This is a genomic window from Pseudoalteromonas sp. GW168-MNA-CIBAN-0100 (assembly GCF_040309225.1).
In the GTDB taxonomy this organism is placed as follows: Bacteria; Pseudomonadota; Gammaproteobacteria; order Enterobacterales; family Alteromonadaceae; genus Pseudoalteromonas; species Pseudoalteromonas arctica.
Window position 1 is genome coordinate 71992 of the sequence record NZ_JBEOOL010000005.1, and the last position, 26379, is coordinate 98370.

The 26379-nt window shown below is 38.7% G+C and carries 24 protein-coding genes; 10 read left to right on the forward strand and 14 right to left on the reverse strand.

Going from position 1 to position 26379, the window contains the following annotated elements; translation table 11 throughout:
- Positions 1–8 precede the first annotated feature (8 nt).
- Both yjjX and AAEY62_RS04260 read right to left on the reverse strand, forming a co-directional pair.
- Entirely contained in the window at positions 9–554 is a 546-nt protein-coding gene (gene yjjX / locus AAEY62_RS04255) for an inosine/xanthosine triphosphatase (RefSeq protein ID WP_007579903.1), read from the reverse strand.
- A 66-nt stretch (positions 555–620) separates the two neighbouring features.
- Entirely contained in the window at positions 621–1520 is a 900-nt protein-coding gene (locus AAEY62_RS04260; RefSeq protein WP_007579904.1) for a phosphoribulokinase, read from the reverse strand.
- Positions 1521–1677: 157 nt separating this feature from the next.
- On the opposite strand from AAEY62_RS04260, the gene AAEY62_RS04265 reads away from it, so the two are divergent.
- Positions 1678–2553 carry a TolB-like translocation protein gene (locus AAEY62_RS04265; protein WP_350634630.1) on the forward strand — a complete coding sequence of 292 codons (876 nt, stop codon included), beginning with the start codon at positions 1678–1680 and terminating at the stop codon, positions 2551–2553.
- A 75-nt stretch (positions 2554–2628) separates the two neighbouring features.
- Complete coding sequence (locus AAEY62_RS04270) at positions 2629–2994, forward strand: hypothetical protein (protein ID WP_007579906.1); 366 nt, start codon at positions 2629–2631, stop codon at positions 2992–2994.
- A gap of 95 nt (positions 2995–3089) precedes the next feature.
- Here the strand turns inward: AAEY62_RS04270 and AAEY62_RS04275 are convergent, their stop codons facing one another.
- From AAEY62_RS04275 to AAEY62_RS04300, 6 genes are all read right to left on the reverse strand, one after another.
- Complete coding sequence (locus AAEY62_RS04275; protein WP_350634631.1) at positions 3090–5663, reverse strand: M1 family metallopeptidase; 2574 nt, start codon at positions 5661–5663, stop codon at positions 3090–3092.
- 148 nt (positions 5664–5811) lie between these two features.
- Positions 5812–6492 (reverse strand): site-specific integrase, encoded by a 681-nt coding sequence (locus tag AAEY62_RS04280; protein ID WP_024590219.1) that lies wholly within the window; start codon positions 6490–6492, stop codon positions 5812–5814.
- A 99-nt stretch (positions 6493–6591) separates the two neighbouring features.
- On the reverse strand, positions 6592–6942 hold the full coding sequence (locus AAEY62_RS04285; RefSeq protein WP_007579911.1) for a DUF2750 domain-containing protein: 351 nt from the start codon (positions 6940–6942) through the stop codon (positions 6592–6594).
- Positions 6943–6959: 17 nt separating this feature from the next.
- Positions 6960–7538, reverse strand: coding sequence for a glutathione S-transferase family protein (locus AAEY62_RS04290; protein WP_007579913.1), 579 nt, complete (start codon positions 7536–7538; stop codon positions 6960–6962).
- A gap of 64 nt (positions 7539–7602) precedes the next feature.
- Positions 7603–7884, reverse strand: coding sequence for a peptidylprolyl isomerase (locus AAEY62_RS04295; protein WP_002958009.1), 282 nt, complete (start codon positions 7882–7884; stop codon positions 7603–7605).
- An 86-nt stretch (positions 7885–7970) separates the two neighbouring features.
- Positions 7971–8546, reverse strand: coding sequence for a glutathione peroxidase (locus tag AAEY62_RS04300; protein WP_024590220.1), 576 nt, complete (start codon positions 8544–8546; stop codon positions 7971–7973).
- Positions 8547–8627: 81 nt separating this feature from the next.
- Here AAEY62_RS04300 and AAEY62_RS04305 point away from each other — a divergent pair, with 81 nt between their 5' ends.
- The 3 genes from AAEY62_RS04305 to AAEY62_RS04315 all read left to right on the forward strand — a co-directional run bounded on the left by AAEY62_RS04305 (position 8628) and on the right by AAEY62_RS04315 (position 12411).
- Complete coding sequence (locus tag AAEY62_RS04305) at positions 8628–9116, forward strand: GNAT family N-acetyltransferase (protein WP_007579917.1); 489 nt, start codon at positions 8628–8630, stop codon at positions 9114–9116.
- A gap of 119 nt (positions 9117–9235) precedes the next feature.
- Positions 9236–11230, forward strand: a complete 1995-nt coding sequence (locus AAEY62_RS04310; protein WP_024590221.1) for a hybrid sensor histidine kinase/response regulator — start codon at positions 9236–9238, stop codon at positions 11228–11230.
- Positions 11231–11283: 53 nt separating this feature from the next.
- Positions 11284–12411: a response regulator gene (locus tag AAEY62_RS04315; RefSeq protein WP_024590222.1), complete on the forward strand. Its 1128-nt coding sequence runs from the start codon at positions 11284–11286 to the stop codon at positions 12409–12411.
- A 46-nt stretch (positions 12412–12457) separates the two neighbouring features.
- Here the strand turns inward: AAEY62_RS04315 and queG are convergent, their stop codons facing one another.
- The 4 genes from queG to AAEY62_RS04335 all read right to left on the reverse strand — a co-directional run bounded on the left by queG (position 12458) and on the right by AAEY62_RS04335 (position 16491).
- Positions 12458–13591 (reverse strand): tRNA epoxyqueuosine(34) reductase QueG, encoded by a 1134-nt coding sequence (queG, locus tag AAEY62_RS04320; protein ID WP_024590223.1) that lies wholly within the window; start codon positions 13589–13591, stop codon positions 12458–12460.
- 66 nt (positions 13592–13657) lie between these two features.
- Positions 13658–14878 (reverse strand): methyl-accepting chemotaxis protein, encoded by a 1221-nt coding sequence (locus AAEY62_RS04325; RefSeq protein ID WP_024590224.1) that lies wholly within the window; start codon positions 14876–14878, stop codon positions 13658–13660.
- A gap of 45 nt (positions 14879–14923) precedes the next feature.
- Positions 14924–15628, reverse strand: coding sequence for a glycerophosphodiester phosphodiesterase (locus tag AAEY62_RS04330; protein WP_024590225.1), 705 nt, complete (start codon positions 15626–15628; stop codon positions 14924–14926).
- Positions 15625–16491 (reverse strand): DMT family transporter, encoded by an 867-nt coding sequence (locus AAEY62_RS04335; protein ID WP_007579930.1) that lies wholly within the window; start codon positions 16489–16491, stop codon positions 15625–15627. The genes AAEY62_RS04330 and AAEY62_RS04335 overlap by 4 nt, the downstream gene beginning before the upstream one ends.
- Before the next feature lie 327 nt (positions 16492–16818).
- Between AAEY62_RS04335 and AAEY62_RS04340 the strand changes: the two genes are divergently transcribed.
- From AAEY62_RS04340 to rlmB, 5 genes are all read left to right on the forward strand, one after another.
- On the forward strand, positions 16819–17922 hold the full coding sequence (locus AAEY62_RS04340; RefSeq protein WP_197236755.1) for a sensor histidine kinase: 1104 nt from the start codon (positions 16819–16821) through the stop codon (positions 17920–17922).
- Positions 17919–18533 carry a response regulator transcription factor gene (locus AAEY62_RS04345; protein ID WP_024609138.1) on the forward strand — a complete coding sequence of 205 codons (615 nt, stop codon included), beginning with the start codon at positions 17919–17921 and terminating at the stop codon, positions 18531–18533. The genes AAEY62_RS04340 and AAEY62_RS04345 overlap by 4 nt, the downstream gene beginning before the upstream one ends.
- 98 nt (positions 18534–18631) lie before the next feature.
- Positions 18632–19366 carry an enoyl-CoA hydratase/isomerase family protein gene (locus tag AAEY62_RS04350; RefSeq protein ID WP_024609139.1) on the forward strand — a complete coding sequence of 245 codons (735 nt, stop codon included), beginning with the start codon at positions 18632–18634 and terminating at the stop codon, positions 19364–19366.
- 207 nt (positions 19367–19573) lie between these two features.
- A complete protein-coding gene (rnr, locus tag AAEY62_RS04355; protein ID WP_197112341.1) occupies positions 19574–22069 on the forward strand; it encodes a ribonuclease R in 2496 nt (831 codons plus the stop codon).
- Entirely contained in the window at positions 22066–22809 is a 744-nt protein-coding gene (gene rlmB, locus AAEY62_RS04360; RefSeq protein WP_007378377.1) for a 23S rRNA (guanosine(2251)-2'-O)-methyltransferase RlmB, read from the forward strand. Before rnr ends, rlmB begins: the two co-directional genes overlap by 4 nt.
- Before the next feature lie 328 nt (positions 22810–23137).
- On the opposite strand, the gene AAEY62_RS04365 is transcribed toward rlmB, so the two are convergent.
- Together AAEY62_RS04365 and AAEY62_RS04370 are read right to left on the reverse strand one after the other, a co-directional pair.
- On the reverse strand, positions 23138–25294 hold the full coding sequence (locus AAEY62_RS04365) for a TonB-dependent receptor family protein (RefSeq protein ID WP_197236753.1): 2157 nt from the start codon (positions 25292–25294) through the stop codon (positions 23138–23140).
- Positions 25295–25481: 187 nt separating this feature from the next.
- Positions 25482–26333 (reverse strand): LysR family transcriptional regulator, encoded by an 852-nt coding sequence (locus AAEY62_RS04370; protein WP_007579940.1) that lies wholly within the window; start codon positions 26331–26333, stop codon positions 25482–25484.
- Between the last annotated feature and the right edge of the window lie 46 nt (positions 26334–26379).

Sequence of the window (26379 nt, forward strand, 5' to 3'; positions counted from 1 at the left end):
TTCCTAAATTAATTTGTTTGGCCGTATAGCTCAGGGTGTAAAAAAGGCGCCATAGCTAAAGTGAGTGCTTGTGTATAGGTACTTTCGCGCGTGGCATGATTGTTGGTAAGTAGACCAATAGCGCCACCTTTTTGTTTAACGTTGGTGGTATTAAATGCTTTGTCCATTACATCGCCAAGTTCTTCACCTTTAAGTAATGCATTATAAAGTACTTGGGGTAGAGGAAGGTTGCTGCTACGCCCTACAACTTGATTTAAGGCATTATCAATAACAACGTAAGCAAAGGTTGCTGCACCATAGCTAAATTGCTCTGCACCGCCTTCCATTGCAACGTAATAGTGAGCTTGGTGGTGCTTTTTGCAATAATTAACACGGTTTTGCGCGCCAATACGTGTTTCGTCTTCGCCAATAGGCTGATCGGGCACGCCTGAGGGAGCATTCACACCTTCACAGTCAATGATACATTCTGGAAAATACATAGTAAAAATATGTTTAGCGGCATTTATTTTTACAGGATTTTTAGAACCGACAATAATTTTTAATTGTTGTGACATGCTGATCTCACCTTGAGCAAAATCAGCAGTGTACGTGAGTTAGCTTTAACAAAAAAGAGTCGGTAATCAAATAGGTAAATCGAGTGGTGCTAGGTTTTCCAGTGCACGCTTTTTCAAAATAATATCTTTAATTAATGGGGTAAGTACAAGCTCCATAGCTAAGCCCATTTTACCGCCTGGTACTACAAGTGTATTTATACGAGACATAAAACTGCCTTCGATCATCCGTAAATAATAAGGAAAATCAACATCATCAATACCCCTAAAGCGAATAACTACAAAGCTTTCATCAAGAGATGGAATATCTTTGGCGCTAAATGGGTTTGATGTATCAACAGTAGGCACGCGTTGAAAATTAATATGGGTACGAGAAAACTGCGGGGTAATATGATTTATATAGTCATCCATACTGCGCACAATAGAGCCCATAACCGCTTCGCGAGAATGGCCTCGTTCGGATGTGTCGCGTATTAATTTTTGAATCCACTCAAGGTTAATAATTGGAACCATGCCTATTAATAAATCGACATGCTTTGCTACGTCTACATCTTGATCAACTACGCCGCCGTGTAACCCTTCATAGAACAATATATCAGTATTACTATCAAGGTCTTGCCAAGGAGTAAATGTACCCGGTAATTGATTATATGGGACGGCTTCATCAAAGGTGTGTAAGTATCGGCGTAACTTACCTTGGCCTGTTTCACTATAGTTTTCAAACAACGCTTCTAAAGCACCAAAGTCATTTGCTTCTCGGCCAAAGTAACTAATGTGTTTATTTTCTTGTTGTGCTTCACGTACTTTTTTATCCATTTCAGGGCGAGTGTAACGATGAAAGCTATCTCCTTCGATAAAAGCCGCTTCAATATTAAGGCTACGGAAAATATGTTTAATTGCATTGGTTGTGGTGGTTGTACCCGCACCAGAGGAACCCGTAATCGCAATAATAGGATTTTTAGCTGACATGTTAATTCTCTTTTTTAGGACCAGGTTTTATAACCAGACTAAACTTAACATTATTTTAAGCCGTTTGGGTATCTTAAGAGTTGACTGATTTAGCTCAAGTGACGTCATCAGCAAATAACGTTATCATGAGGTGCTTAAAATTAAAACGAGAGAAAGCATGAAACTTATTAAACCATTACTTGGGATATTTTCTATAGCAGCGCTTAGCCCAATTATGGCACAGGCTAGCATGCCAAAAAGCCAAGTATTACTTGCTGATTTAAATACGCCTTATGGGGTACAAGTTAATATAGTGAGTGATAAAAACAGTTATAACAACCAACCGTACTTAACAAGTACAGGTTTATACTTTACTCATGAGGTGATTGCAGATGAGCAGAGCCAAACCGATATTGCTTATTATGATTTAACATCAAAAAAAGTTATTAATATCAGTAACTCTCCCGTAAGCGAATATTCACCAACGATTGTGCCAAGTGGTGATGCAGTATCAGCGATTGTTGTAGAGGTAGATGGTAAGCAAAAACTGTGGCAATACCCACTCAAAAGCGAAGATGCGCCAAGTCGTATTTTTGATTGGATTGAACCTGTTGGGTACCATGCTTGGGGCGTTCAAAATGATTTAGTGATGTTTATTTTAGGAAAGCCTCATACTCTTCAATATACTTCTGTTGCACAAGCGAAGGGAAAAATAGCTGCCAGCAATATTGGCCGAACGCTTATTTATAACAACTCTACGGCTGCATTTTTATTTAGTTACACTAAAAACGAGCAACATATTTTAGCGAGTTTTAATCCACAAGATAAACAAGTTGAAGACCTACTAAGGTTACCTGCTCAAGTTCAAGATTTTATTTTGAAAGATGATGCAACTATCGCTTATGCTATTAAAAACCGCGTTTATCAGCGTAAACTTGATGGAAGTGATGAAGTATCGCAATGGCTTAATTTAAGCACCTACTGCGAAACAAATATAACAAGAATGAGTTACAACAATGAAAAACTCGCTTTTGTATGTGATATAACTCAGTAAAGCAGACAAATAAATTCAGATTTTATTGTGTGTATGCGTTAATCTAATACGCAAATTAACTAATAGGGATTACACGTGGCTTATAGTGCAGACGAGCTGACAGAACAGCTCATTAAATTACAGTGCAGAAGTAATTTTAAGATTAAAAATATTGCAGAGTACATGTTAGTAAACTCTAAAGAAGCATTTTATACCCACAGCGAAAGCGGCAAGGGTAAAATAGTAATTCGCCCAGCATTTGAGGTGTTTAGCGATGACTTTAGTGATATTGATGGCGTAACTCGTGCGCAAGGGTACTTCCATAGCAGTGAGATGACACGCTTTCCTACGCGCATTTTTAAAAGCGCCCAACCTATTCACTATGGTGTTGCGTTTAAAATAAATTCTGAACAAGCAGCCAAAGATTTTATAGCTAAACTTACGATGATTATTGGTAATTAAATAAAGCAAAAATATAAACGTAAACATAAACGTAAAAAGCCGCTGAATTTATATTCAGCGGCTTTTGTGTTTTTATAGCTCAATAAGCCTAATAATTATTTACTTTTTAAGAAGCTATTAACCGATTCTAGTTCACGTGTTTTAAGCGCGATACAATCGTTTGTGCTTTCTTCAAGCTTACTTAATGTACGCGCGTAGCCTGCTACATCAGCTACTTTTTCGTTAAAAAAGGTCTTTGTTTTAGCTAAGCTTTCTGCATTACAACTCGCCGTTGTAAAGTACGGCAAGTTAGGAATAAAGAAAGGCGGTAAGCTTGCTGTTACTTTATCGTAGTTACTGTAAACCCAGTCAATAAATAACGCTTGGCGCTCATCTGTATAACTTTGACCTGACAAAATAGTACGCATGTCAGATGCAGTTACTTCATCCGTTAAGCTATAAGCTAATACCGCTTTTTGTAATTCAGGTTTGCCAAAAAAGCCCATTGCAGCAAGCATGTTAGTGCGTACTTGTGGATCTTTCGTTGTTTTAAACGTTGTCATGAATTGATCAAGCAGCGCTTTGTCACCATGAAAAGCAGCAAGAGTTAAGTACGTACCGGCTAAGTAAGGGTCTACTTTTTGTGGATCATTTAAATAAACTTGTGTTTGTTCTTTCGCTTTACTGATTACGTTTTGATCTTCACCATCAAAACCTAAGCGTGATACAACGGCCGCACGAAGTTGTGCAATAGCTCCGTTTTCTCTCGCTTTAGCTTCTAAACCATATTTTTTAGCTGCAGGCGTTACTGCACCGCGAATAAATTCAGGCCATAGGTCTTTATTGCTATCGTCTTTAAAAGTACGTTGTTGCGATACTAAGTAACCTAGCGCGGTATTTGCTACGCGAGGGTGGCTATCGCTTACGAACACTTCAAGTGTTTGCATTAACTTAGCAGCAGATATAACACCAGCGTCAAGTAGTGCATCAGTAGCCGATAATAACGCTAAGCGTTCACGGTCACTCAGTACGCTTGGCGCCTTTTTAACAAGTGCGCTAAATTGTGCGTCATCCATTACCCAGCGGTAGTAGCCTAGTGCACCCTGATCTGGATAAATCCATTCTGGTTCAAAGTCTAAGTCTAGTGTTTGGCTTTGTTTATTAAGTAATACATTTGCTGTTTTTACTTTATCGCCAGCACCATATTTAATTGCAACCGGTACATTCCATAACTGCTCTGGCGCATCAACGCCTGCATTTACAAAGCGGCTTTGTGAAATAGTTACTTTGCTACCTTGTTGAGTTACTTTAACTAGTGGGAAAGAAGACTGTTCAATAAACGATTTTAAAACACTCGCTACGTCTTTATTTGATGCTTTACCAAGTGCTTCCCATAAGTCGGCCGCTTCAGCATTTTTATATGAAAACTCTTTTAAGTAGCTTTGAATACCTTTTTGGAATGCATCTTCGCCAATCCAGTTTTCAACCATAGCAAGTACTGAGCTGCCTTTACTGTAAGCTAGACCTAAACCGTCCATAATGTCGGCTTCGGTTTTAATTGGCTTACGAATAGGCTTGGTGCTTAGGCGTGCATCAAGTGCCATTACGTTATTTTGCGGCAGGTCTAAGTGCGATTCAAACTCAGGGTTAAGCTGCTTAGTAATTTTTGCAGCCATCCAGCTAGCAAACGCTTCGTTTAACCATAAGTCGTTCCACCATTTCATGGTTACTAAGTTACCGTACCATTGGTGAGCAAGTTCGTGAGCAATAATTGATACATTACGTTGTTTCTTATTGCGTGTTGCGGCAGCTAAATCAACCAATAAAATATCTTCTCTGTAGGTCACTAAGCCTGAGTTTTCCATTGCGCCAAATGGAAATTCTGGTACAGCTACTGAGTCTAATTTTTTGTAAACGTAAGGGATACCAAAATACGCTTCAAGTGCGCCCAGTACTTTTGGCATATTTTCTTTTGCGTATTGGGCTAAGTGAATTTTACCTTGAGGGGTAATTACACGACCAGGAATTGGCATGCCTTTAATTTCTAATTCTTCAAACGGGCCAACAGCCATCGCTACTAGGTATGAAGGGATTGGCGGTGTTTTATCAAAAAAGTGTGTGGTCATATCGCCATTAACTGTTGTTTTTAACTCTGGCGTATTTGAATATACTTTTTGTGATGTAGGCGCAGTAATCGTTAGCTGAAATGGAATTTTGTAACTTGGCTCGTCAAAAACAGGAAATGCACGGCGTGCATCACTCATTTCAAATTGAGTAAATAAGTAAGGAGTGCCTTGGTCTAATGTTTTGTATAAACCAACACTTTGACGGTTATATGGCGCTGAAAAATCAACTTTAAGTGTGTATTTACCTGGTTGAATTTGCTCATCACAGCTAAATTTTACTTTACCTGTTTTAAGCATTTCATTGTTTAAATCACAGTTTTCATCACCAAGCAGTTGCGCCATTTTAACAGCGTAAGCTACGCCATTTAACTCAATGTATTTTGTTGGTTTTAGTACTTCTAGGGCAATCTCAGTCATCCCTGTGAATGTATCTTGGCTCGGGTCGAGTGTTAACGACACCTGTTGTGAACTTGGTTTTGCGAGTTTTTCAATAACGAATTCGTTAGCGTTTGCAGCACCCATTGCCAAAGCAACGCTCACTGTTAAGAGGCTTTTAAGAAACATAGTGATCCCTAGATTGTTGTTGTTAGAAACTACCCTAAATAGGCTTTTTTATGCTCATATAATTAGGGGGTTAGATATCCTAACAGTTTTTTTAAATAGAGTAATTGATTATAACGGTGACTTTAAGGGGAAATAGTAACAAAGTTTGTCAGTGGCTTTCGCGCGTTATAAAACGCTGCCAATGCAGGTGTGAGTTAATAATACGTATTTGTTGGACAACGGTATTTAATAAGTGGGTATCGCTAAACACATCGTGTGGATACTCGTTAAAACCCATCAAGTAATTAAAGGCGTCTTTAGAGTTAGCTTGTAGGGCGTATATACGCACTTGTTGCTCAAAGTTAAGACGAAGACTGCTTATTGCTGTTTTCATACCGAGTTGATCTACGTTTGGTATATCACATTTTTGCAGATAACCGGCTCGCTCACCTTCGCCTGAAAACCAAATGCGGACTTTTTCACTGTACCTGCCAGTTTTAGCCGGTAAGTCGAACATTAATCGGTGTTGGTTTTGCGATTTGATGAACGTTATATATTCATTAAATCCAGCATTTATAAGTGCTTGATGTACAGGAACTAAGCGAGGTTTTATTTTACCGTGGGTATGAAAATTAAAGCATAAGACGTTTTTTTCAAGGGACAGATCGTCAAGCGTTAAATAACCAATCTCATCGCTATAAGCACCACTATAATATGCAATTAAAGGGAGCCAAAAATGCCAGTGTTTTGGTTGCTCTCGTGCAACTTTAAAATCACCGTATATATATCCATTATAAAGAGTGTGCAGTTCCATGGCTGAAAAGGGCCGGCGACCAAGATGGGTTTTCAACGTAATACCTTGAAAATAATGATGTGTTTTATTTTATACCCAACTAGCAGTAGATGCTAGTCGGGTTTTATCCGCTTTTAGAGTAAAGCGTATAAAGTATTATTCACTCAATGCGCGAGCTAAACCTGTAGGTTCAATTTCTGCACATACTTGGTCGTCATTCCAATTGATACCAACAAGTGCGTTATCTTCATTTAAGTCTTCAACCCATGCATCTAAAAATTCATCAAGGTTGATTTCTACTGGGCTGTAATCTTTCCACTCTTCTTTACACTGTGCTTTAGCTGCTGCTTCACTTTCCCAAAGCAGTAGTACGTCAGTTTCGTCAAATTGGTTAGAATCGCACACTACAAAGCCATTATCTTCTGCACCAAGTGCCCAAATTACTTCGCTAACACGTACTTTTTCTACGAAGTTAACTAGTTGTGATTCAATTTCGATATCGCTCATGTGTTTACCCTTTTAAATTAGTGACGAGGATTGGTGTCTATTGCTGCTTGGCGCTCGTCATATTGCTTATGAAAAGCAACAAGCGCTGAATGCTGACTAAAGTCAGCTAATTCGCGAAAGCAAATCCAATCAAGCAGGCAGTATAAACTGATGTTGAGGTATTCACAGCTTTTAAATTCTTCATCGCTTAAATGGGTATTTAAAAAGCTTAATGTTTGTTCAATACGTTCGTTTTGCAGATTAAAAAATAATTTATCGCTTTTGGTGTCAAATCCAGAACGTTTACATAACACCATTTCTACTAACGAATCGTTACAAGCATTTATAGTCGTAAGTAAGTGCTCTTGAGGCCACGTTAGTTTTGGCTGACCTGTTTTTTCAAGTAAATAACGCAATATAGAATTAGAGTCACTAAGAGTTAAGTCGCCATCTACCAGTATTGGGATTTTTCGAGCTGGATTTTTACTGGCCATAGTAGGGCGATCTTGCTCAGAAAATATATCGAGACTTACAAGCTCTAGTTTGCAGCTGTTTTGTTGTGCCCAAATTCTAATGCGGCGCACGTAAGGTGAAGGTACAGAACCAATTAATTGCATAATTACTCCATAAAAAAGCCGCATAAGCGGCTTTTATCAAATGTTACTTACAGTACAGTTAAATTTATTCTGAACGGCTAGTAACTTCAAGTAAATGATAACCAAATTGAGTTTGCACAGGGCCTTGTACTTGATTAATTGGTGCAGAAAACACAACTTTATCAAACTCTGGAACCATCATACCAGGGCCAAACTCACCAAGAGCACCGCCATCCTGACCTGAAGGACAATTAGAATGTGCTTTTGCTAGTTCAGCAAAGTCTTCGCCTTGCTCAATTTTTGTTTTTAAGTCTAAGCATTGTGCTTCACTGTCTACAAGTATATGTCGTGCGCTTGCTACTGTCATAAAATCTCCCGAGTATAGTGTGGTGTTTTTTTAACCGAATTGAAATATCATTCTAGTTAGTTTCAACTAATTGTACCAGTATAAACTTATTTATCAGAAAACGCAGTTTCAATTGCAGTAATCATTTGCTCTGAATTAGGTGCCACTTTGCTGTTAAACCGTAAAACTGTTTTACGATCAGCAGACACTAAGTATTTATAAAAGTTCCAATTTGGAGAGCTAGTTTGCTCATTCAAATATTTAAAAATTGGATTTGCTTCGCTACCACGAACTTTGCTGGTGGCAAACATGGGAAAAGTTACACCATAATTTACAAAGCATACTTTCGCTGTTTCTTTTTCATTGTCTTCTTCTTGAAAAAAGTCATCAGAGGGGAACCCTAATACGACTAAACCTTGCTCTTTGTATTGTTGATATAGCGCTTCAAGGCCTTTAAATTGATATGTAAAACCACAATTACTTGCCGTGTTTACTATTAACAAAGGTTTATTTTTAAATTGGCACAAGTTAATAGATTCTTTTGAGCGAAGCTTTCGTATATCTACATTGGTAAAATCTTGGCAGTCCTGTGTAGAGGTTTTATTTATGATTGATGGTGTTTGAGCTTGAAGGGGAGCATTAATAAGTAAAGCCGTTAAACCTATTATAATTATTTTAAGCATTACATTACCTAAACTTTACGATTGTTTGATTGGATAATCATACGCTAATATGGAACAAATTGATCAACCCTCTAATGACCTATGACAATCCGTTTAGCAACTATTAATGATCTTAATGAAATTGTAGCCATTTATAACGAAACTATTGCAGGGCGAATGGTAACTGCAGATACGCAAGAAGTGAGCGTTGACGAAAAGCGTGACTGGTTTAATAGCCACAACGATAAAAGGCCTATTTACGTTTACTGCGAAAATAACCAAGTACTTGCTTGGGTAAGTTATAAATCGTTTTATGGGCGCCCAGCTTACGACGGCACAGTAGAAATGAGCATTTACATTACCAGTAAAGCGCAAGGTAAAGGGCTTGGTAAAAAGCTAATGATATTTGCTCAAACACAAGCTAAGCAATTAAATATTAAAGTATTACTCGGCTTTATTTTTAGTCATAACTTACCGAGTGTTAAATTGTTTAAGCATTTTGATTTTGCAATATGGGGTGAGTTGCCAAGCGTTGCCATAATGGATGATAAGGCGTATAGCCTTACTATTTTTGGAAAACATCTGGAATAAATTATTTTTCATAATGTTGTAATATTTTTTTACAAAATAAGACGAAGGGTTTATGCCAATTAAATAAAAATAGTCTACGCTATTAACATATTAAGTTTATTAATTTGAAGTGTAGCTTGATGATTCGAAAAATATTAATTGTTGATAGTAGCAGTGTCATCGCAATGCGTGTGAAAGTGCTTTTAGAATTAATAGGATGTGAAGTCGAATTAATTCATTTCAGCATGCTAGACATGTATACCAATATAGGCGACTACGACTTAGTTGTTGTTGCCCATGGTGTGCCTGTTGATTCTATAAAACCGCTTGTTAGCCAAGTAGCGCAAGAGCGTTTTATGCTGCTTGCTCCAAAAGCACAAAGTGGTGAGCAACTAACTGCGTTTAGTGAGCTAAATCATGTTGCGCCTGACGCAACCGTGATATATCCATTTTTTTCTAATAAAGAAATTACTTCTCTTTTAGAGAGCCTACTAGAATTAGGCTCTAATCATATTTTGCAATTACCCGCTATTTTACTCGTCGATCATGTTCCTGAGCGCCTCGAAAAAATGAAAAGCAGCTTGATCGGTGCTCATATCGAGACCCATACAGCAACCACCTCTGCAGAAGCTTTAGAAATTACGAAAGAAAAGCAAATCGATATACTAATAAGTGATTTTGTTTTAGATGACGGAACCGGTTTAGAAATTTTTTCAAACTTAAAAATAATGCAACCACATTGCCGTTGCTTATTATTTACCTCACGTCCCGATCAAGTTTCAATGATTGAAGCTATTCGTCAAGGTGTAGAAGACGTACTTATTAAGCCATTGAACGACAGCTCATTATTACAATCAATACATAAACTGTGGCAAACAGAGCTATTAAAACGCCATAACGCAGAACTTGTCGAAAGGCTACAAGATACAGTTGATGCCCTGATTGAAAAAGACAGCCTACTTCAGGTTATTTATAAGCATACGCCCGATGCAATTATGTTGTTTGAGAAATGCGGTAGAGTGATAGAAGCTAATGATGCTTGTTTAAAACTATTTAACTTACCGTTTAACGAACTAGAAGGTAAATCAGTATTTAGCTTTTTAGATGATGATTCAACGTTAGGTATTAAAAATAAAATTTCGACATTAAATAGTAATCGCCAATTTAGCTGCGACTTACGTTTATCTAAAACTGCAGGGGGCTATATACCGTTAGTGGGATCTTTTAATGAGATAGATCACCATGGTGAAATAGCACTTGCCGTAATATTTAAAAATGTAACCCACCTTAAGCAAAAAGAAGATTTACTACTTGAAGCAAAAGATATCCTTGAAGAGCAAGTAAGAGCGCGTACTTCACAGCTTGAACATGCAAAAAATATTGCTGAAGCTGCAAATTTAAGTAAATCAGAATTTTTAGCAAATATGTCGCATGAACTTCGCACACCAATGCATTCGATTTTAAGTTTTTCACGTTTTGGTTTAAGCAAATTAGAAACTGGAGATTTTGCAAAAGAGAAACTAATTAAATACCTATCGCGAATAGAGAGTAGTGGTGAGCGTTTACTGTCGTTACTAAATAATTTACTCGACCTATCTAAGCTAGATGTGGGTAAGTTTCCATTTAATCCTCGTCCATATAATTTAGCGAACATTATAAAAACAAGTATTGATGATGTATCTGGTACGGCAATGGAAAAAGAAATTGAGGTTGTATTCACCGCGCAGCCGCTACCTGTAATTTCGCAGTGTGATGAAGAGCAAATAAACCAATTACTTCGAAACGTATTAGGTAATGCACTCAAATTTAGTGAACCAAAAAGTAAAATACAGATAAATTTAGAGTCAGATAGTCGATTTGCTACCATAGAGGTTACCGATAGTGGGGTCGGTATACCAGAAGATGAGCTGGAACATATTTTTACTAAGTTTGTACAAAGCAGCAAAACAAATAGCGGTGCCGGTGGTACCGGATTGGGCCTTGCATTGTGTAGAGAGTTTGTGTCTTTACATCAAGGTGAGATCACTGCACGTAACAACGAAAATGGTGGTGCAACTATATCTATACAGGTGCCATTAGAAATAAATCTAGATGATCATTTGGCTGAAGATCAATTAATACAACACAGTAATTAATTGTTTTTTGGCAAGCCAAGTAACTTTTTGAGAATTTGAATGGATGATAAATTATGGCCTTAACTAAAATACTTGCCGTTGATGACGAACCCTTTAACCTTGAAATTATTGAGGAAATTTTAGAGGATCTTGATTTTGAATTACAAGTAGCAACGAGTGGTCCTGAGTGTTTAAACATGGTTGAGGGCTATATGCCTCAGGTTATATTGCTCGACGTAAGTATGCCGCAAATGAACGGCTATGAAGTATGTAAGGCACTTAAAGCAAACCCAAATACAGCACACATTATTGTTATGTTTGTGTCTGCTCGTGGCACAGTTGAAGAGCGCATGGAAGGCTACTCGGTTGGTGCAGAAGACTATATTGTAAAACCCTTTGGCCATGATGAACTTAAGTCAAAGCTTAAAAATTTAAACCAAGTACTTGTTGAAAAACAAAGCCTTGAAAAGCAAGTTGAAGATGCTACATCAACTGCATTTAATGCCATGGCTAACAGCAGTGAAATGGGGCAGATAGTTAACTACGTTGAAAACATAGGCTTTATTAACGACCCTCAAGAGCTAGGTAAAGCGCTTATAGATTGCCTACAATCTTTTGATTTGCAAAGTAATGTTGAGTTTAGAGAGAACGATGAAATTAGTCACTTTGCATTAAGTGGCGTGTGTTCACCTATTGTGGTGGAGCTATTTGAAATGCTTAAAAACAAAGGGCGTTTACATGAATTTTCGCATCGAATTTTAGTTAACTATGAATTGATTAGCTTACTTATTTTAAATATGCCTGATCACGATCCAGATAAGCACGGGCGTATACGCGACCACGTATGTTTTATTGTCAGTGTTACCGAGCAGCAGCTACGCGCCATCATGACTAAGAAAATGCTTGAATCACAACAAGCAAAACTTAATGCCGTAGCAAGTACAGTTCACAGTAAGTTTCATGGCTTAATTAGCTTATTGAATGACAACCGTCAAAACAACGAAAAAGTGTTTAAACAGTTACAAGAAGAGCTCGAAGAACGTATCCCATCAATGGGATTAGATGAAGATCAGGAGGTGTTTATTTATAAAAAAGTAGATGAAACTATCCAAAACTCAGTGGCCAGAGAGGAGTCTGTTAAAAAGGTAAAAGCAGCTTTTGCTGAAATTGAGCAAGACCTGTCATTGCTTTTAAAGAGCTAAATATACTTAATCAAATAATGTTACTTTAAGGCTTACTCCAACTGCATTATGCATCTCTGGGTAAGCCTTTTTCTACGATTCTGATTAACCTAGCCGTTTTACGAATTTGTAATCGTTGTTTATCGTTTTGTTGAGCAAGCGCCCATTCAATATGTTCTAAAACAAGCTCGCTGCATATTTGGCTTTTATCTTGTAAGGCATGAATAATAGCCGGGCTAAACTCTGCATTACCTAAACCGACCGCTATATTACGTAACCAACGTTCGTGACCTATGCGGCGAATAGGGCTGCCTTCGGTATTTTTTAAAAATGTAGGCTCATCCCAAGCAAATAGCTCAAGTAAATCTTTATTTTTTAATTGAGTACGGGGATGAAAGTCATTTTCATCCGTTATTTGTCCATAACGATTCCAAGGGCATACCAACTGGCAATCATCACAACCATATATACGGTTGCCTAATAAAGTTCGGTATTGTTCGGGTATGGGGCCTTGGTGTTCTATCGTTAAGTACGATATGCATTTACGTGCATCAACAACGTAAGGCTCTACAATTGCACCTGTTGGGCAAAGAGTGATACAAGCAACACATTTTCCGCAGCCTTCAAACGTGTTCTCTGCATCTATTGGTAGAGGTAAATCAATAAATAGCTCGCCTAAAAAAAACCACGATCCTGCTTCTTGGTTAATTAATAAAGAATGCTTACCACGCCACCCTAAACCGGCTTTTTCGGCAAGTTGACGCTCAAGTACCGGGGCTGAATCTACAAATGGCCTAAAGCCATATTCGCCAATTTCTTGCTCTATTTGTTGGCCAAGTTTTTTTAAACGATTACGCATTAATTTATGGTAATCACGACCCAGTGCATAACGACTTATGTATGCTTTTTCTTTATTTTTTAAGGTTTTTGCAAAGCCAGCATCGGGAGGGAGATAATTCATTTTTACGGATATAACACGCTGTGTACCTGGTACTAATTCAGCAGGGCGAGCGCGTTTCATGCCGTGAGCAGCCATATAATCCATCGAGCCGTGGTAGCCAGCATCAAGCCAGCGTTGCAATTGGGCTTCGTGCTTAGATAGGTCAATATCAGTAATACCTACTTCGCTAAAACCAAGCTCTTGCCCCCAGGTTTTTATTTGTAGGGCTAATTTTTCATAGTCTGGGGTAGGGTTGCTCACACACTTCACACACTTAAATTAATAGCTGCGTAATTTACCATATTTCTCTGAGCCCGAAAACGCTTCTTAGCGCACGAAGCGCTTTAACTGTTGTTGGGTCTGTAAGCTTAACTGTTGAGATTGCTCGCTATCGGCTAATGCCGTATCTATTTGCTGTTTAGCTTGCTCACCTAAAGCTACTATTTGCTCTACCGATTGGTGAGTATTAGTTTGAGTGCCCTCAAGCATATGTACAGCACTGGCTATTTGTTGTAGTTGTTGTTGGTTGTGCTCAAACTCACTAAGCATTTTTGTAAAACCCTCGGAGGTTGCACTAATTGAGCTTTGTGCATTATTGGAGTGAATCATTAATTGCTCTGACTCTTTATTTGTCTCGTTTACCAAATCATTCATCTGATTTATAAAGTCGCTTATTTGCCTAGTTGCGCCACTTACCTTTATTGAAAGTGTGCGTACTTCGTCTGCAACTACGGCAAATCCTCTGCCAGCTTCACCCGCTCTAGCTGCTTCTATTGCGGCGTTAAGGGCTAACAAATTAGTTTGATCAGAAAACTCTTCAACCATTTTTAAAATACTACGAATGTTTTCACTGTTCTCTTTCAGTCCCGCAATTGTATTTGAAAAGCTACCTAGCATATTAGTAATAAGTTTAACCTGCTTTACTAAAGCAGCGAGCTCTGATGCAGATAGTTTTACAAAGTTAAGGTGTTCATTATTAACGTTATGCACGCTATCTGTATTATTTACTATGTTTTGTAAGCTTTGGGTTATTTGCATACTGGCATTAATAATACTGTGGCTTAACTGTATTTGTTGCTCACTTGATTGCTCAGTATTTTTCATCGATTCAGTGACTTGTATATTACTGTGTGCACTAGCTTGAGCACTGTTATATGTTGTGCTGAGTAACTCACTTAAATGGGCAGTAAATATATTATATTGTGAACTTAAATCTTTAAATTCGTCATACGAAAAGTGGGGAAGTTTTGCTGCTAAATTTGCATCTTGTTGGTTTATTTTTATCAAAGTATCGCGCATAGCAGTAACAGGGCGAACAATTAAAAAACGCATATAAAAAAGAGTAAAAATAAAACCAGATATAATAACAAGCGTAAGTAGCCAAAATAGCCCTGTACTTTGCTGTTGTTCGCTTAAGCTCTGATGCAGCCAAAATAACGTAATTGCTTGGAACAATAATACAAAACTCAAATTACCGACTATTTTACGCGTTAACGTAAAAAAGAATGTTTGCTCTATATAGTTATAAATTTTCATAAAACTACTCATTATGCTTAAGCCCTACGATTCTTATTTTAGTTAGGGAGGTGTAAGTTAGCTTCTTTGTAACGATAACAAGTAAGCTTTGGTTCGCGCTGGGTAATTTGTAAAAATTCCGTCTATGCCATACTCAAGCATTAGCGCTATATCTTGTTCTCTATCGACCGTATAAGCATAAATCTTTAAGCCTCTTTTTTTTGCATCATCAGCAAAAGCCTTATTTATAAAGGTTTTATCTGCATGTACGCTATAAGCGTTTAAATCACTTGCAAACTTTGCATAGTTAATTGGAATAGAAGAAGTAAGGGCGCCTATTTTAAGCCATGGTAGCTTGCTTTTAAGCCACTGTAGTTGATGATGATCAAACGATGATACTAAAATATTCGCTTTCGATATTTTGTTAGCTTCAATGTTTTCTTCAAGTTGAGCCACAAATCTTTCTAGTTCAAACGTATGTTTAAGCTCAATATTTAATAAAGATTTATTGTTATTCCAATCAAACAGCTGCTGAAGAGTGGGAATTTTTTCACCATTTCCAGCATCAAGTTTAGAGAGTTCATGTGCCGTAAAGTTACTCACCCTACCTTTACCGCTGGTGGTTCTATCGAGCCATGAGTCGTGTATTACCATGTAATCATCTAAGGAACTTTGAATATCTACTTCAATACCATCAACACCTACTTTTAACGCTTCTAAAATAGCGCTTTCGGTGTTTTCAGGAAAATCCCCACTGGCACCACGGTGTGCAAATACTTTCATTGTCGAGCCTTTTTAGTGATTGACCACGTTTCAAAACAAGCGGCACTAACTATGAGTGCTCCACCAACTAACGTCATAACAGTAGGACGTTCATGAATAATTACTATAGCCAGTATGGTGCCATAAAGTGGTTGTAAGCAAGAAATTAACCCCGCAGTTGCCGCTGATAAATGCTTTAAACTTGCTGCAAATAATGAATGAGGTGTAGCTGTAAAAATAACACCCGCTATGGCAATTAAAATTAGGTCGTGATTACTAACCTCATATACCGGCACTTCTATAAATGCGCACAGCATAATGCTTGCCACTAAGGTTTGATAAAACATAGTTTGCGGGCCACCATATTGGCTAAAGTAGCGCTTATGGGTAATGTTTCTGATTGAAAAAAACAATGCCGATATAACACCTGTTATTACACCTAAGGTCACATCGTCGCCTAAATTCGCACTTGGGACTAATAAGTAAATACCTAAAACAACCACCGCCGCACTTATTATATCTTTTGCTTTTGGCCTGCTTTTATTAAATAAGGGCTCTAAAAACACCGTCATTACGGGGTAGCTAAAAAACGCCAACATCCCAATTGTTATACCGGCCATTTGCATACCAGCAAAATAGGTAACCCAGTGAATACCCACCGCAACACCTAAAAATAACGCAATAAGGTAGTCTTTAGGTTTGTTGAGTTTAATTTGTTTTTTTTGAAAATACAGCATGGCTAAAATAGCCATTCCTGCAATTGCAGTTCTGTAAACGGTAATATCTAAAGCATTTAAACCAATAAGCTTGGCAAATAGAGCGGTTCCGCCAAAAAGTAATACCGCTATGTGCAAATAAATTAAACTTTGCTGCTGAGATTGCATTTAATTTCCTTGTTGTACTTTTTGAACATATTAACATTGCTTAAAAATTCTTAAGATGAATTTTTTTATCGCATGACAAATGTCATAAAAGTTGATGACACTTCACACTCTTATTATTTTTATACGCTGGCATAGTTACCTTACTCAACAGGGGATAATTATGAATTCTTTAATTTTAATCAGCTTAACTATTAATGAAGTGCTAGAGGCGTTAAGTTTTACGATTACGTACGCAGATTGCTTTATGCTGGCATGCATTTTTATGTTATTTATATTTATTAATAAAAATAGTCCTATAAGTAAAAATAATATGCCTGAGGTATTAGTATGAGCTCGCTTAACTCCTTTTCTCAACAAAGTGATAAAGGTTTTTGGAAATATGGGCATTTAATTTTTACAGGCTTTTATTTACTCCCATTAATAATTAATTTTGCGAGCTTTACTGCTAACCAAATAACGATGTCTTTAGCCTTTTATGTTGCTTTTATTCTTTTATATGTAAAAGCAATAAACTGCAAAAGTGCAGGGGTGACCAAGTTGTTTGTAGCCATGCTATTAATTTGTTTTTGCGCCACTTTTTACACCACAGGTACTCCTACTTTATTTGGCTTTGCAGCGTACGTAGCAGGCTATGCATACAGCTACCATCAAAGAATTTATGCTGCACTCGCGATTATATCTACGGTTTTATTAAGCGCATATATTGGTGATATAGGGAAGGTTCAATACTTTTTAGCCGTTGCTTTGATTTTATGTGCAGCCTTATTTAGTTACGGTATTGCAGCAAAGAGAGAAAGCTTATACAAAAAGCGCGAACAAGAAAGCGCTAACCAATTAGAGCAATTAGCAGCAATTGCTGAGCGTGAACGGATAGCCCGCGACTTGCATGATATTTTAGGCCACTCATTGTCATCTATTGCTTTAAAAGCTGAGCTTGCCAATAAATTAAACCAAGGTGAGCGTTACGCTCAAGCAAATAGCGAAATTGCACAAGTGGCCGATCTTGCAAGGCAGTTACTTAGTGATGTAAGAAGCGCCGTTAGTGATTTAAAACAGCTTAACCTTGTTAGCCAAGTAGCACAGTTAAAACAAAGATTAATAGAACAAGACTTTAACGTTTCATTTAATGTGGTTTTAAATACTCTACCCGCTAAAGTCGAGGGCATCGCCGGCCTTATAATTAAAGAAGCCGTTACCAACTTGCTACGCCATAGCAGCACAAAAAATTGCGAAATAAATATAGAACAAACAGCGCAGCAGCTACTCATTACCGTTATTGATCGTGCACCGTGCTCTACATTAAATTCGGGCAATGGCCTAAATGGTATTAAAGAGCGAGCAGAGCAACTCAATGGCAGTGCAACATTTACCTGTGGCGATATTTTTACTTTAAATGTAATGCTACCAATTTTAGCTAAGGATTTACAATGATCAGAGTGTATTTAGTGGAAGATCAAGCGCTTGTGCGCGACGCAGTAGCAGCATTGTTAGGACTCGATTTTAATATTGAGATTATTGGGCAAGCAAGTAACGGGCAATATGCACTTAATGCAATTGAAGCGCTTGATAGTGATTTACATCCCGATATAATTTTAACCGATATAGAAATGCCAACCATGAATGGTATAGAGCTGAGTGAAAAAATAGCCACTAAGTTCCCCGCTATAAAAATGGTTATTATGACCACATTTTCTCGTGCGGGTTATATTAGGCGAGCGCTTACGGCAGGCGTTAAAGGTTTTATTTTAAAAGAAGCACCCAGTGAAGAGCTAATAAATGCGCTTAAAAAAGTAATGCAGGGGCAAAAAGTGATAGACCCAGAGCTTGCTATTAATGCATTAGACGACGCAGATCCACTTACCGATAAAGAACGCAAAGCACTTAAACTTGCAAGCGACGGCCTTAAAACAAGCGACATAGCCAAGCAGTTATTTATAAGTGAAGGTACCACACGTAATTATTTATCAGACGCTATTGCTAAGCTAAACGCCACTAACCGTATAGATGCTGCGCGTATAGCTAAACAAAAAGGATGGCTTTAAATAGTGGGTTTATAAATTATAAGCAAAGTATTACTATGTTATTTAAAAGTAACGAACAGCGCTTAAAGTTAGCTTAAAAAGCGTTAAAAGAGGGTTTAATGGCAAATCTAATAGAACTAACAACTAAAAATAACACCGCTATACTCACCATGAATACCGCTGAAAACCGTCACAATCCAGCGTTTTTGGCTGAGTTTAATTTACACCTTGACCACATTGAAGCAGATCAAAATATTAAGTCAGTTATTTTAACGTCCTCGAGTGACAAAAACTGGTCATTAGGCATAGACCTTCAATGGATGTCTAATCCAAGTATTTTACCTGCAGCTATTTCTGACTTTATGATTCAAATAAGTGACTTGTTTAAGCGCATAGTTACTTTTCCTATGCCTATTATTGCTGCGTTAAACGGGCATACCTATGGCAATGGTGCTGTGCTTGCGTGTGCGTGCGATTTTAGATTTATGAAATCAGACAAAGGCTTCTTTTGTTTTCCTGAAGTGGATGTGATGGTGCCGTTTGTACCGTCGATGTTTCCTATAATTAATAAAGCAATTTCGCAAACATTCTTTAATCGTTTAGCTATGTCAGGAGAGCGTGTTGGTGCACAGCAGTTGCTAGAGAACAAAGTAGTTGAAGCTGTGTTTGCAAATAACGACGAACTACAAGCGGGTGCACTTGAGTTTGCCCAGCAATTTAATAAAAATCGTTGGATTTACGCTCAAAATAAAACACAAATGAATAAGCAAATTTTGCTTACAATGAAAGAGGAAGACCCAAGCTTTATTGATAATATAAGTAAACTGCTGTGGAAAAACCTACAAAAAAAATAGTATAAGAAAAGGTTTTAGCATTACTACGATATGACTAAACACTTTGCAGTTAAGGGGTCGTTAAGCCCCATTGCGCTAGATTTTTAAACTATACAGCAAGATAAACAGCAAGGTAAAAGTGCTTTCTTAAAAGTTTAATCGCTTTTACCTGTCTCATTATAACTATATGGGTTAAAATACCTACATAACCAACTAACAAGATAGTGAATGTCAAACCAAGATCCAAATCTCAGTCGAGAACAAGAAAAGTACGAAAACCCAGTCCCTAGTCGTGAGTTTATACTTACTCACCTTCAAGAGCGTTCAAAACCTGCTAACTACGCGCAATTATGTGAAGAACTAGCAGTAAACGATGACGAACGCCAAATAGCATTTAAACGCCGCCTTCGCGCTATGGAGCGTGACGGACAGCTGTATTTTAATAAATTTAAATGCTATGCCCTAATTGACGAAGCCGGTTTAACCAAAGGCAAAGTAATAGGCCACAGAGACGGTTTTGGCTTTTTAGAAGTTGAAGGCGAGAGTAAAGATTGGTTTATTGCTAAGCACCAAATGAATATGGTGTTACATGGCGACATTGTACTAGCTAAAGGCACTAAACGTGGCTCTGGCTCAAAATGCGATGCACGTATTATAAAAGTGCTTACTAACGAGCGCGCGCCAATTGTTGGCCGTTACTTTGTTGAGCATGGTGTTGCCGTTGTGGTAGCTGAAGACCCGCGCATAACGCAAGATATAATGATTTTACCAGGCAACGAAAACGGTGCCCGCCATAACCAAATGGTGCAGGTTAAAATCACTCAAAATCCAAGCCGTAACATGAACGCGGTAGGTAAAATTATTGATGTACTTGGTGAGCATTTAGCCCCAGGTATGGAAATCGAAGTCGCACTGCGCAATCACGATATTCCACATGTATGGCCAGAAGAAGTTGAAGCACAAGTTGCTCACCTAGGTGAGTTTGTTGAAGACGCTGACAAACAAGGCCGCGTAGATTTACGTGACTTACCACTTGTAACTATTGATGGCGAAGACGCTCGCGACTTTGATGACGCCGTATACTGTGAACCTAAAAAATCGGGTGGCTGGCGCTTATGGGTTGCCATTGCCGATGTATCGCATTACGTAGGAATGAACACGCCGCTTAACAAAGAAGCAATTTTGCGTGGTAACTCAGTGTATTTCCCTGAGCAAGTAATTCCGATGCTACCAAAAGTGCTTTCTAACGGATTATGTTCGCTTAATCCAAAAGTAGATCGCTTATGTATGGTTGCCGAAATGACCGTATCGAGCGCGGGTAAACTTTCGGGCTATAAGTTTTACGAAGCGATAATGAACTCGCATGCACGTTTAACTTACACCAAAGTAAATGCCATTTTACAAAACGACGAAAAACTACGCGAAGAATACTCAGCCGTAGTGCCACATTTAACTGACTTACAGCAAATGTATATGGCACTTAAAGCTGCACGCCAAGACCGTGGTGCCATTGAGTTTGAAACCCTAGAAACACGTTTTGTATTTAACGCTCAGCGTAAAATAGAATCAATAGTGCCTGTTATTCGTAACGATGCGCACAAACTCATTGAAGAATGTATGATTTTAGCCAACGTATCGGCGGCTAAAATTCTTGAAAAGCACGAAGCAAGCGCGCTTTATCGTGTGCATGACGAACCAGACAGCGAAAAACTAGGTAACTTTACTAAGTTTTTAGGCGAGTTAGGTATCGAAAGCACATTAAGCGACGAGCCAACACCAAAAGAAATAACCCAAGTATTAGCGCGACTAGGTGACCGCCCAGAAGCCGAGCTTATTCAAACTATGCTACTGCGTTCAATGAAACAAGCTGTATATCAGCCAGATAACATTGGTCACTTTGGTTTAGCGTTATCGGCTTATGCGCACTTTACATCGCCAATACGTCGTTACCCAGATTTAGTAGTACATCGTGCTATTAAAGCAGTTATAAAAGCACAAGGTCAGCAAACGTCTGGCGAATACGCTTATACCGACGACGAAGTTGATCAACTTGGTGAGCAGTGTTCTACCACAGAGCGCCGCGCCGATGATGCAACTCGCGAAGTAGCCGACTGGCTTAAATGTGAGTTTATGCAAGATCATGTAGGTGACGAGTTTGACGGTGTTATTTCATCGGTCACTAACTTTGGTTTGTTTATTCGTTTAGACGATTTACAAATTGATGGGCTTATTCATGTTACTAATTTAGGCGACGAATTTTTTGCACATGACGCTGCAAAACACACCCTAATAGGTGAGCACTCTCACAAAGTTTATCGCCTTGGCGATAAAGTAACAGTAAAAGTTGCGTCGGTTAGTTTAGACGATCGCCGTATCAACTTAACGCTTAAAGGCGATGTTGCACAAGACAGATACTCACGTCGTCGTGCGCCAAAAAAAGGTTCAGGTAAATCTGAGCATGCGCCAGCAAGTGTGCGTTCGCAATTAAAAGCAGGCAAAGTACCGGGTAAAAAGTCGCACAGCGATGACAAACCAAAAGGTAAAAAAAAGCCAGCAAATAAAGATAAAGGCAAGCCTGCAAATAAGTCTGCAACTAAACCCGCAGATAAAAAAGCAGCAGACACTGCCGTAAAGAAAAAGCCGAAGAAGAAGGCAGTTAAAAAGCCTAAAAGAGCTGGCAAAAATGCCCGTAAAAGTACTAGCCCAGGAGCAGATAATACGTGAGTAATGAATTAATTTTTGGCTTTCACTCTGTTGAAGCAATTTTAGAAAGCGAACCAGAGCGCTTTGTAGAAATTTACGCCCTTAAGGGTCGTGACGACAAACGCTCAACTCCGATTATTGATGAAGCACGTAAGTTTGGTATTTCAGTACAGTTTATGCAGCGTAAAGCCCTTGATAGCAAATCAAAGGGTGAGCAGCATCAAGGTATTATTGCCAACGTAAAAGCAGCGCCAACGTTTAACGAAAAAGATCTTGATGCAATAATCGCTCGTGAAGACACACCGTTTTTACTTGTGCTTGATGGTATTACCGATCCGCATAACTTAGGCGCATGCCTACGTAGTGCAGACGCTGCTGGTGTTCACGCTATAATTGTACCTAAAGATCGCTCTGCCAAGCTTAACGGCACAGCACGTAAAGTTGCTTGTGGCGCAGCCGAAACAGTACCGCTTATTCAAGTGACTAACCTTGCACGCACGCTTCGCGAAATTAAAGATGCAGGCGTATGGGTTGTAGGCACTGCTGGCGAAACTGATAACCACGTATTTGATGCAAGCTTAACGGGGCCAATGGCGATTGTTATGGGCGCAGAAGGCGAGGGCATGCGACGCTTAACGCGTGAGCATTGCGATATGCTCGTTAAAATCCCAATGGCGGGTACTGTTTCAAGCTTAAACGTATCGGTAGCCACGGGTATTTGTTTGTTTGAAGTATTGCGCCAACGTAACGCAAATAACTAATATATAAAACGATAAGTTTTATGTATTAAAAAGCCGAGATTGAAATTCAATCTCGGCTTTTTTGTATCTGTAACTTACGCTTTAACTTTGCACCAATTGTACTGAATTGATGCTCTATCATAGCGATAGGAAAATAACCCTATAGCAAGGCAAAAATAACGAAATATAGTTGTTCTTATATCAGTTATTTTTAACGTAGCTAGTGAACCATTTCTCCTATACAAAGCGCAGGTAAACGGTTTAATAACAAGGCAATAATTTAGATGTGTAGTGTTCTTACATAAAAAATTATCAACGCTGTTAGTGAACCGTTTAACCAGCTTTCAATTTAGAATGAGTAAGTGTAGCCCATCTGTACAGTACGTGGCTTACCTGGTTGAATGCCACCGTTTGAACGGTTAGCAACGTATGTTTTATCAAACAAATTATCAACGCTTAGGTATACTTTTTGATTCTCATCGATTAAGTATTTAGCAGCTAAATCCCATACTACGCGGCTATCAATTGCGTTTAAGCCCGACTGCGTTAAGTTAGCATGCGCATCAGATACGTAACGTATTTGGCTGTTAACTACAAACGCAGAAAACTCAGCACCTAACGATAACGCTACTTGGTTTTCTGGTACGTAAGGCATTGCATCGCCTTTTTCTACCGTGCCCCAAATTTCTGAATCAAAATCGTTTTTAAACTCAGAGTCTGTGTAGGTATACGTTAATTTAACTGGGAACATAGCTGTATCAGTTGCAAACGTACGTGCTGCACTAAATTCAAAGCCCGCTACTTCTACTTCACCGTAGTTGTATTGGTCGCCAATGTTGTCGTCGCTACAACCAACCGCTGCAGTACAGTTACCGTGCATGTTGCTGTAGTCAGAGTAAAACGCAATTACTTCACCGCTAAAGCCATCCATATTAAAGCGAGAGCCAAACTCAATGTTTACACTTTCTTCTTCTTCTTGGTCAGCATTACCAGGTGCTGCTGGTGCATAACCTTTTTGAATGCCCGCAAGTAGCGTTACGTTTTCGTTAAGCGTGTAAGTAGCACCTAGTGACGGCACTAAAATTTCAGTGTCGTTCGACACATCTTTAGTTAAACCGTTGCTGCGTGTTGGATCTGATTTAGACCACTCTTCACGCGTAATAGTAATGTCTTCATAACGAAGACCTGCACTTACTACTAATGCATCAATTGTCCACTCGTCTTGAATAAACAATGTACTTGCTTCTGCGCTATCTACACGGTTGCTGTCAGAGCCCGGAACGCCTTGCTCTGTAAGCGTTAAGCTTAGGTCTTGATTAAGTGTGTATTTGTCTTCCCATTGAAAACGATCCATTTCGTCTTCGTGGTAACGTACGCCAACAGTTACATAGTGATCGCCTGCAGGAATATGTAATTCAGACTGAATACCTTTAGCTTGGTAATCGCGGTTATTAGCTTTAATACCAATACCTTCAATACCTTCGCTTGTCGGGTTTGCTTCAAATTCACTGTATTGCTCAAGGTAGCTTTCGCTTACTTTGCTGGCTTTATACCAGTTACGATGAAAATCGTTTAAGTAAGCCGTAGCTAAAAATTCATAGCCATCACCAAAACGGTACGCGTAGTTAAGTTGGTATGCGTTATGGCGAGTATTCATTTCATCGTTTTGCGATGCAGCATAACGACGGTAAGGACTTTCTTGATAGTCTTCGTCAGTTAAGCCCATGTATGTTTCGTCTGATGTTTCGTCAGAGTACTTAATTTTTAGCTCAAGATTATGCGCATCGTTTTGACCAAACGTATGGCCAAACTTTAATAGTAAATCTGTTTTTTCAAAGCCGGTGTTGTCATTACCTACTGGCAGCTCTTTAAAGCCGTCTGCGCCGTAAGTAAATACTTCAATTAAGCCTGCTGTGTTGTTTTTTTCTTTACCGAAGTAAGCGTGACCTTTGTAGTAACCATCACCACCAAGGGCTGCATCTACCATACCCTTTGAGCTATTTGGCTCCGTAGGTAAGCTGCGCGAAAGTAAGTTTAAAACACCGCCCGTAGTACGCGGGCCATACTTAACTGATGCCGCGCCTTTTAATACTTCAATAGACTCCATACGACCCGTAGTAGGGAAGTAGTAAGCAGATGGTGCTGAATATGGTGCTGGTGCAACCAATACACCGTCTTCCATTACTGATATTTTATCGTTACGGCCAGTACCTGTACCGCGCATACCAATATTAGGACGAAGGCCGTAGCCGTCTTCTTCTTGCACGTAAACGCCCGGAACAGACGCTAAAACGCGAGAAATATCAGTAAATTTGAATTTTTGAAGTTCTTCATCAGAAATAAACGTAGCCGAACCAGGAATATCGTTAATTGCTTGTTCTGAGCCAATAACGGTAATTTGTTCAAAGCGTTGTTCTTTATTGCTGGTGTTTTTTGCTATTGCAGTAGCACTAAAAGACAAAGCAACCGCAGTTGCCAGGGTAGATACTAAAAATTTAGGGTTCATTGTGTTCCTAATCATGTCAATTATCTTAATTGGCGTAATTTGAACACGTTAACGAATACGAATCAATGTTATTAAGTATTTAATTATTCAGTTTAATAGAACTAAAAGCACCTACTTATGCAACTTTTTTAACTAAATTGTTTCTTTTGTATTATCTATAATTAGCTAGCTAGTTATAAAGTTTTGATTAGCTATAACCTAAACGTAGCGCTATAAACTCCGCGAGCTTATCTACTGCATGATCAGATTCACCCGAACTTTTAATTAAACTAATACCAATATTACCAAGAGTGGGTAAATGTTTGGTTTGAACTTGATAGTTAAGCTCACTCGGTACTGTGCTTTTAGCAAGTACCGTAATACCTAAGCCTTCTTTTAACGCGGCAATAAGGCCGGTTAAATCGGCGTTGCTATATACAATTCGGTATTTTATGCCCGCACTTTTTAATGCATCAATTGCACGGCGACGATAAATACACCCCTCTGGTGCGGTAACTAGCGTAACCACGTCGTTTTGCGCAAGTGACAGGTCGCCCACCCACACTAACTCGTCTTGCATAAAAATAGGAAACTTATCGGAGTTAAGTCGCTCATTTAGCGCAAGTACTAAATCGAACTGATCTTGGCGAGAAGCCGAAAGTAAATGTTTACTTAAACGCGACTTAACTTCTAACGACACCTCAGGGTAGAGCGCCACAAAGTCGCCAATAATAGAAGGTAAAATACGCGCAGCAAATTCGCTCGGAATACCCAAGCGCACTTTACCTGCAATGTTTTCTGATGTGAACTGCTGCAAAATAGCATCGTTGTGTTGCATCATTTGTTTTGCCATAGGCAATAATAGCTCGCCGTACTGGTTTAATACTTGGCGCTGTCCTTGTTTTTTAAATAGTTTATATCCGAGCACGTCTTCTAGGCGCTTTATTTGCAAACTTACAGCAGGTTGCGACAGGCCAAGTAAATCGCCTGCTTTAGCAAAGCCGCCTATTTCAACTACCATTACAAAAGTACGTAAACCGTCTGTTGATATGTTTTTCATATTTAAAATTACAATTTATATAGCTATATATATAAGTATTATTTAT

Bases quoted from the DNA above. Each gene is read 5' to 3' on its own strand.
- rnr (WP_197112341.1), top strand. From the start codon at position 19,574: ATGTCAAACCAAGATCCAAATCTCAGTCGAGAACAAGAAAAGTACGAA.
- AAEY62_RS04265 (WP_350634630.1), top strand. From the start codon at position 1,678: ATGAAACTTATTAAACCATTACTTGGGATATTTTCTATAGCAGCGCTT.
- AAEY62_RS04260 (WP_007579904.1), bottom strand. From the start codon at position 1,520: ATGTCAGCTAAAAATCCTATTATTGCGATTACGGGTTCCTCTGGTGCG.
- AAEY62_RS04315 (WP_024590222.1), top strand. From the start codon at position 11,284: ATGGCCTTAACTAAAATACTTGCCGTTGATGACGAACCCTTTAACCTT.
- AAEY62_RS04325 (WP_024590224.1), bottom strand. From the start codon at position 14,878: ATGAGTAGTTTTATGAAAATTTATAACTATATAGAGCAAACATTCTTT.
- AAEY62_RS04295 (WP_002958009.1), bottom strand. From the start codon at position 7,884: ATGACAGTAGCAAGCGCACGACATATACTTGTAGACAGTGAAGCACAA.
- AAEY62_RS04285 (WP_007579911.1), bottom strand. From the start codon at position 6,942: ATGAGCGATATCGAAATTGAATCACAACTAGTTAACTTCGTAGAAAAA.
- yjjX (WP_007579903.1), bottom strand. From the start codon at position 554: ATGTCACAACAATTAAAAATTATTGTCGGTTCTAAAAATCCTGTAAAA.
- AAEY62_RS04350 (WP_024609139.1), top strand. From the start codon at position 18,632: ATGGCAAATCTAATAGAACTAACAACTAAAAATAACACCGCTATACTC.
- AAEY62_RS04290 (WP_007579913.1), bottom strand. From the start codon at position 7,538: ATGCAATTAATTGGTTCTGTACCTTCACCTTACGTGCGCCGCATTAGA.
- AAEY62_RS04335 (WP_007579930.1), bottom strand. From the start codon at position 16,491: ATGCAATCTCAGCAGCAAAGTTTAATTTATTTGCACATAGCGGTATTA.
- AAEY62_RS04330 (WP_024590225.1), bottom strand. From the start codon at position 15,628: ATGAAAGTATTTGCACACCGTGGTGCCAGTGGGGATTTTCCTGAAAAC.
- AAEY62_RS04305 (WP_007579917.1), top strand. From the start codon at position 8,628: ATGACAATCCGTTTAGCAACTATTAATGATCTTAATGAAATTGTAGCC.
- AAEY62_RS04340 (WP_197236755.1), top strand. From the start codon at position 16,819: ATGAGCTCGCTTAACTCCTTTTCTCAACAAAGTGATAAAGGTTTTTGG.
- AAEY62_RS04345 (WP_024609138.1), top strand. From the start codon at position 17,919: ATGATCAGAGTGTATTTAGTGGAAGATCAAGCGCTTGTGCGCGACGCA.
- AAEY62_RS04310 (WP_024590221.1), top strand. From the start codon at position 9,236: ATGATTCGAAAAATATTAATTGTTGATAGTAGCAGTGTCATCGCAATG.
- AAEY62_RS04365 (WP_197236753.1), bottom strand. From the start codon at position 25,294: ATGAACCCTAAATTTTTAGTATCTACCCTGGCAACTGCGGTTGCTTTG.
- AAEY62_RS04370 (WP_007579940.1), bottom strand. From the start codon at position 26,333: ATGAAAAACATATCAACAGACGGTTTACGTACTTTTGTAATGGTAGTT.
- AAEY62_RS04300 (WP_024590220.1), bottom strand. From the start codon at position 8,546: ATGCTTAAAATAATTATAATAGGTTTAACGGCTTTACTTATTAATGCT.
- AAEY62_RS04275 (WP_350634631.1), bottom strand. From the start codon at position 5,663: ATGTTTCTTAAAAGCCTCTTAACAGTGAGCGTTGCTTTGGCAATGGGT.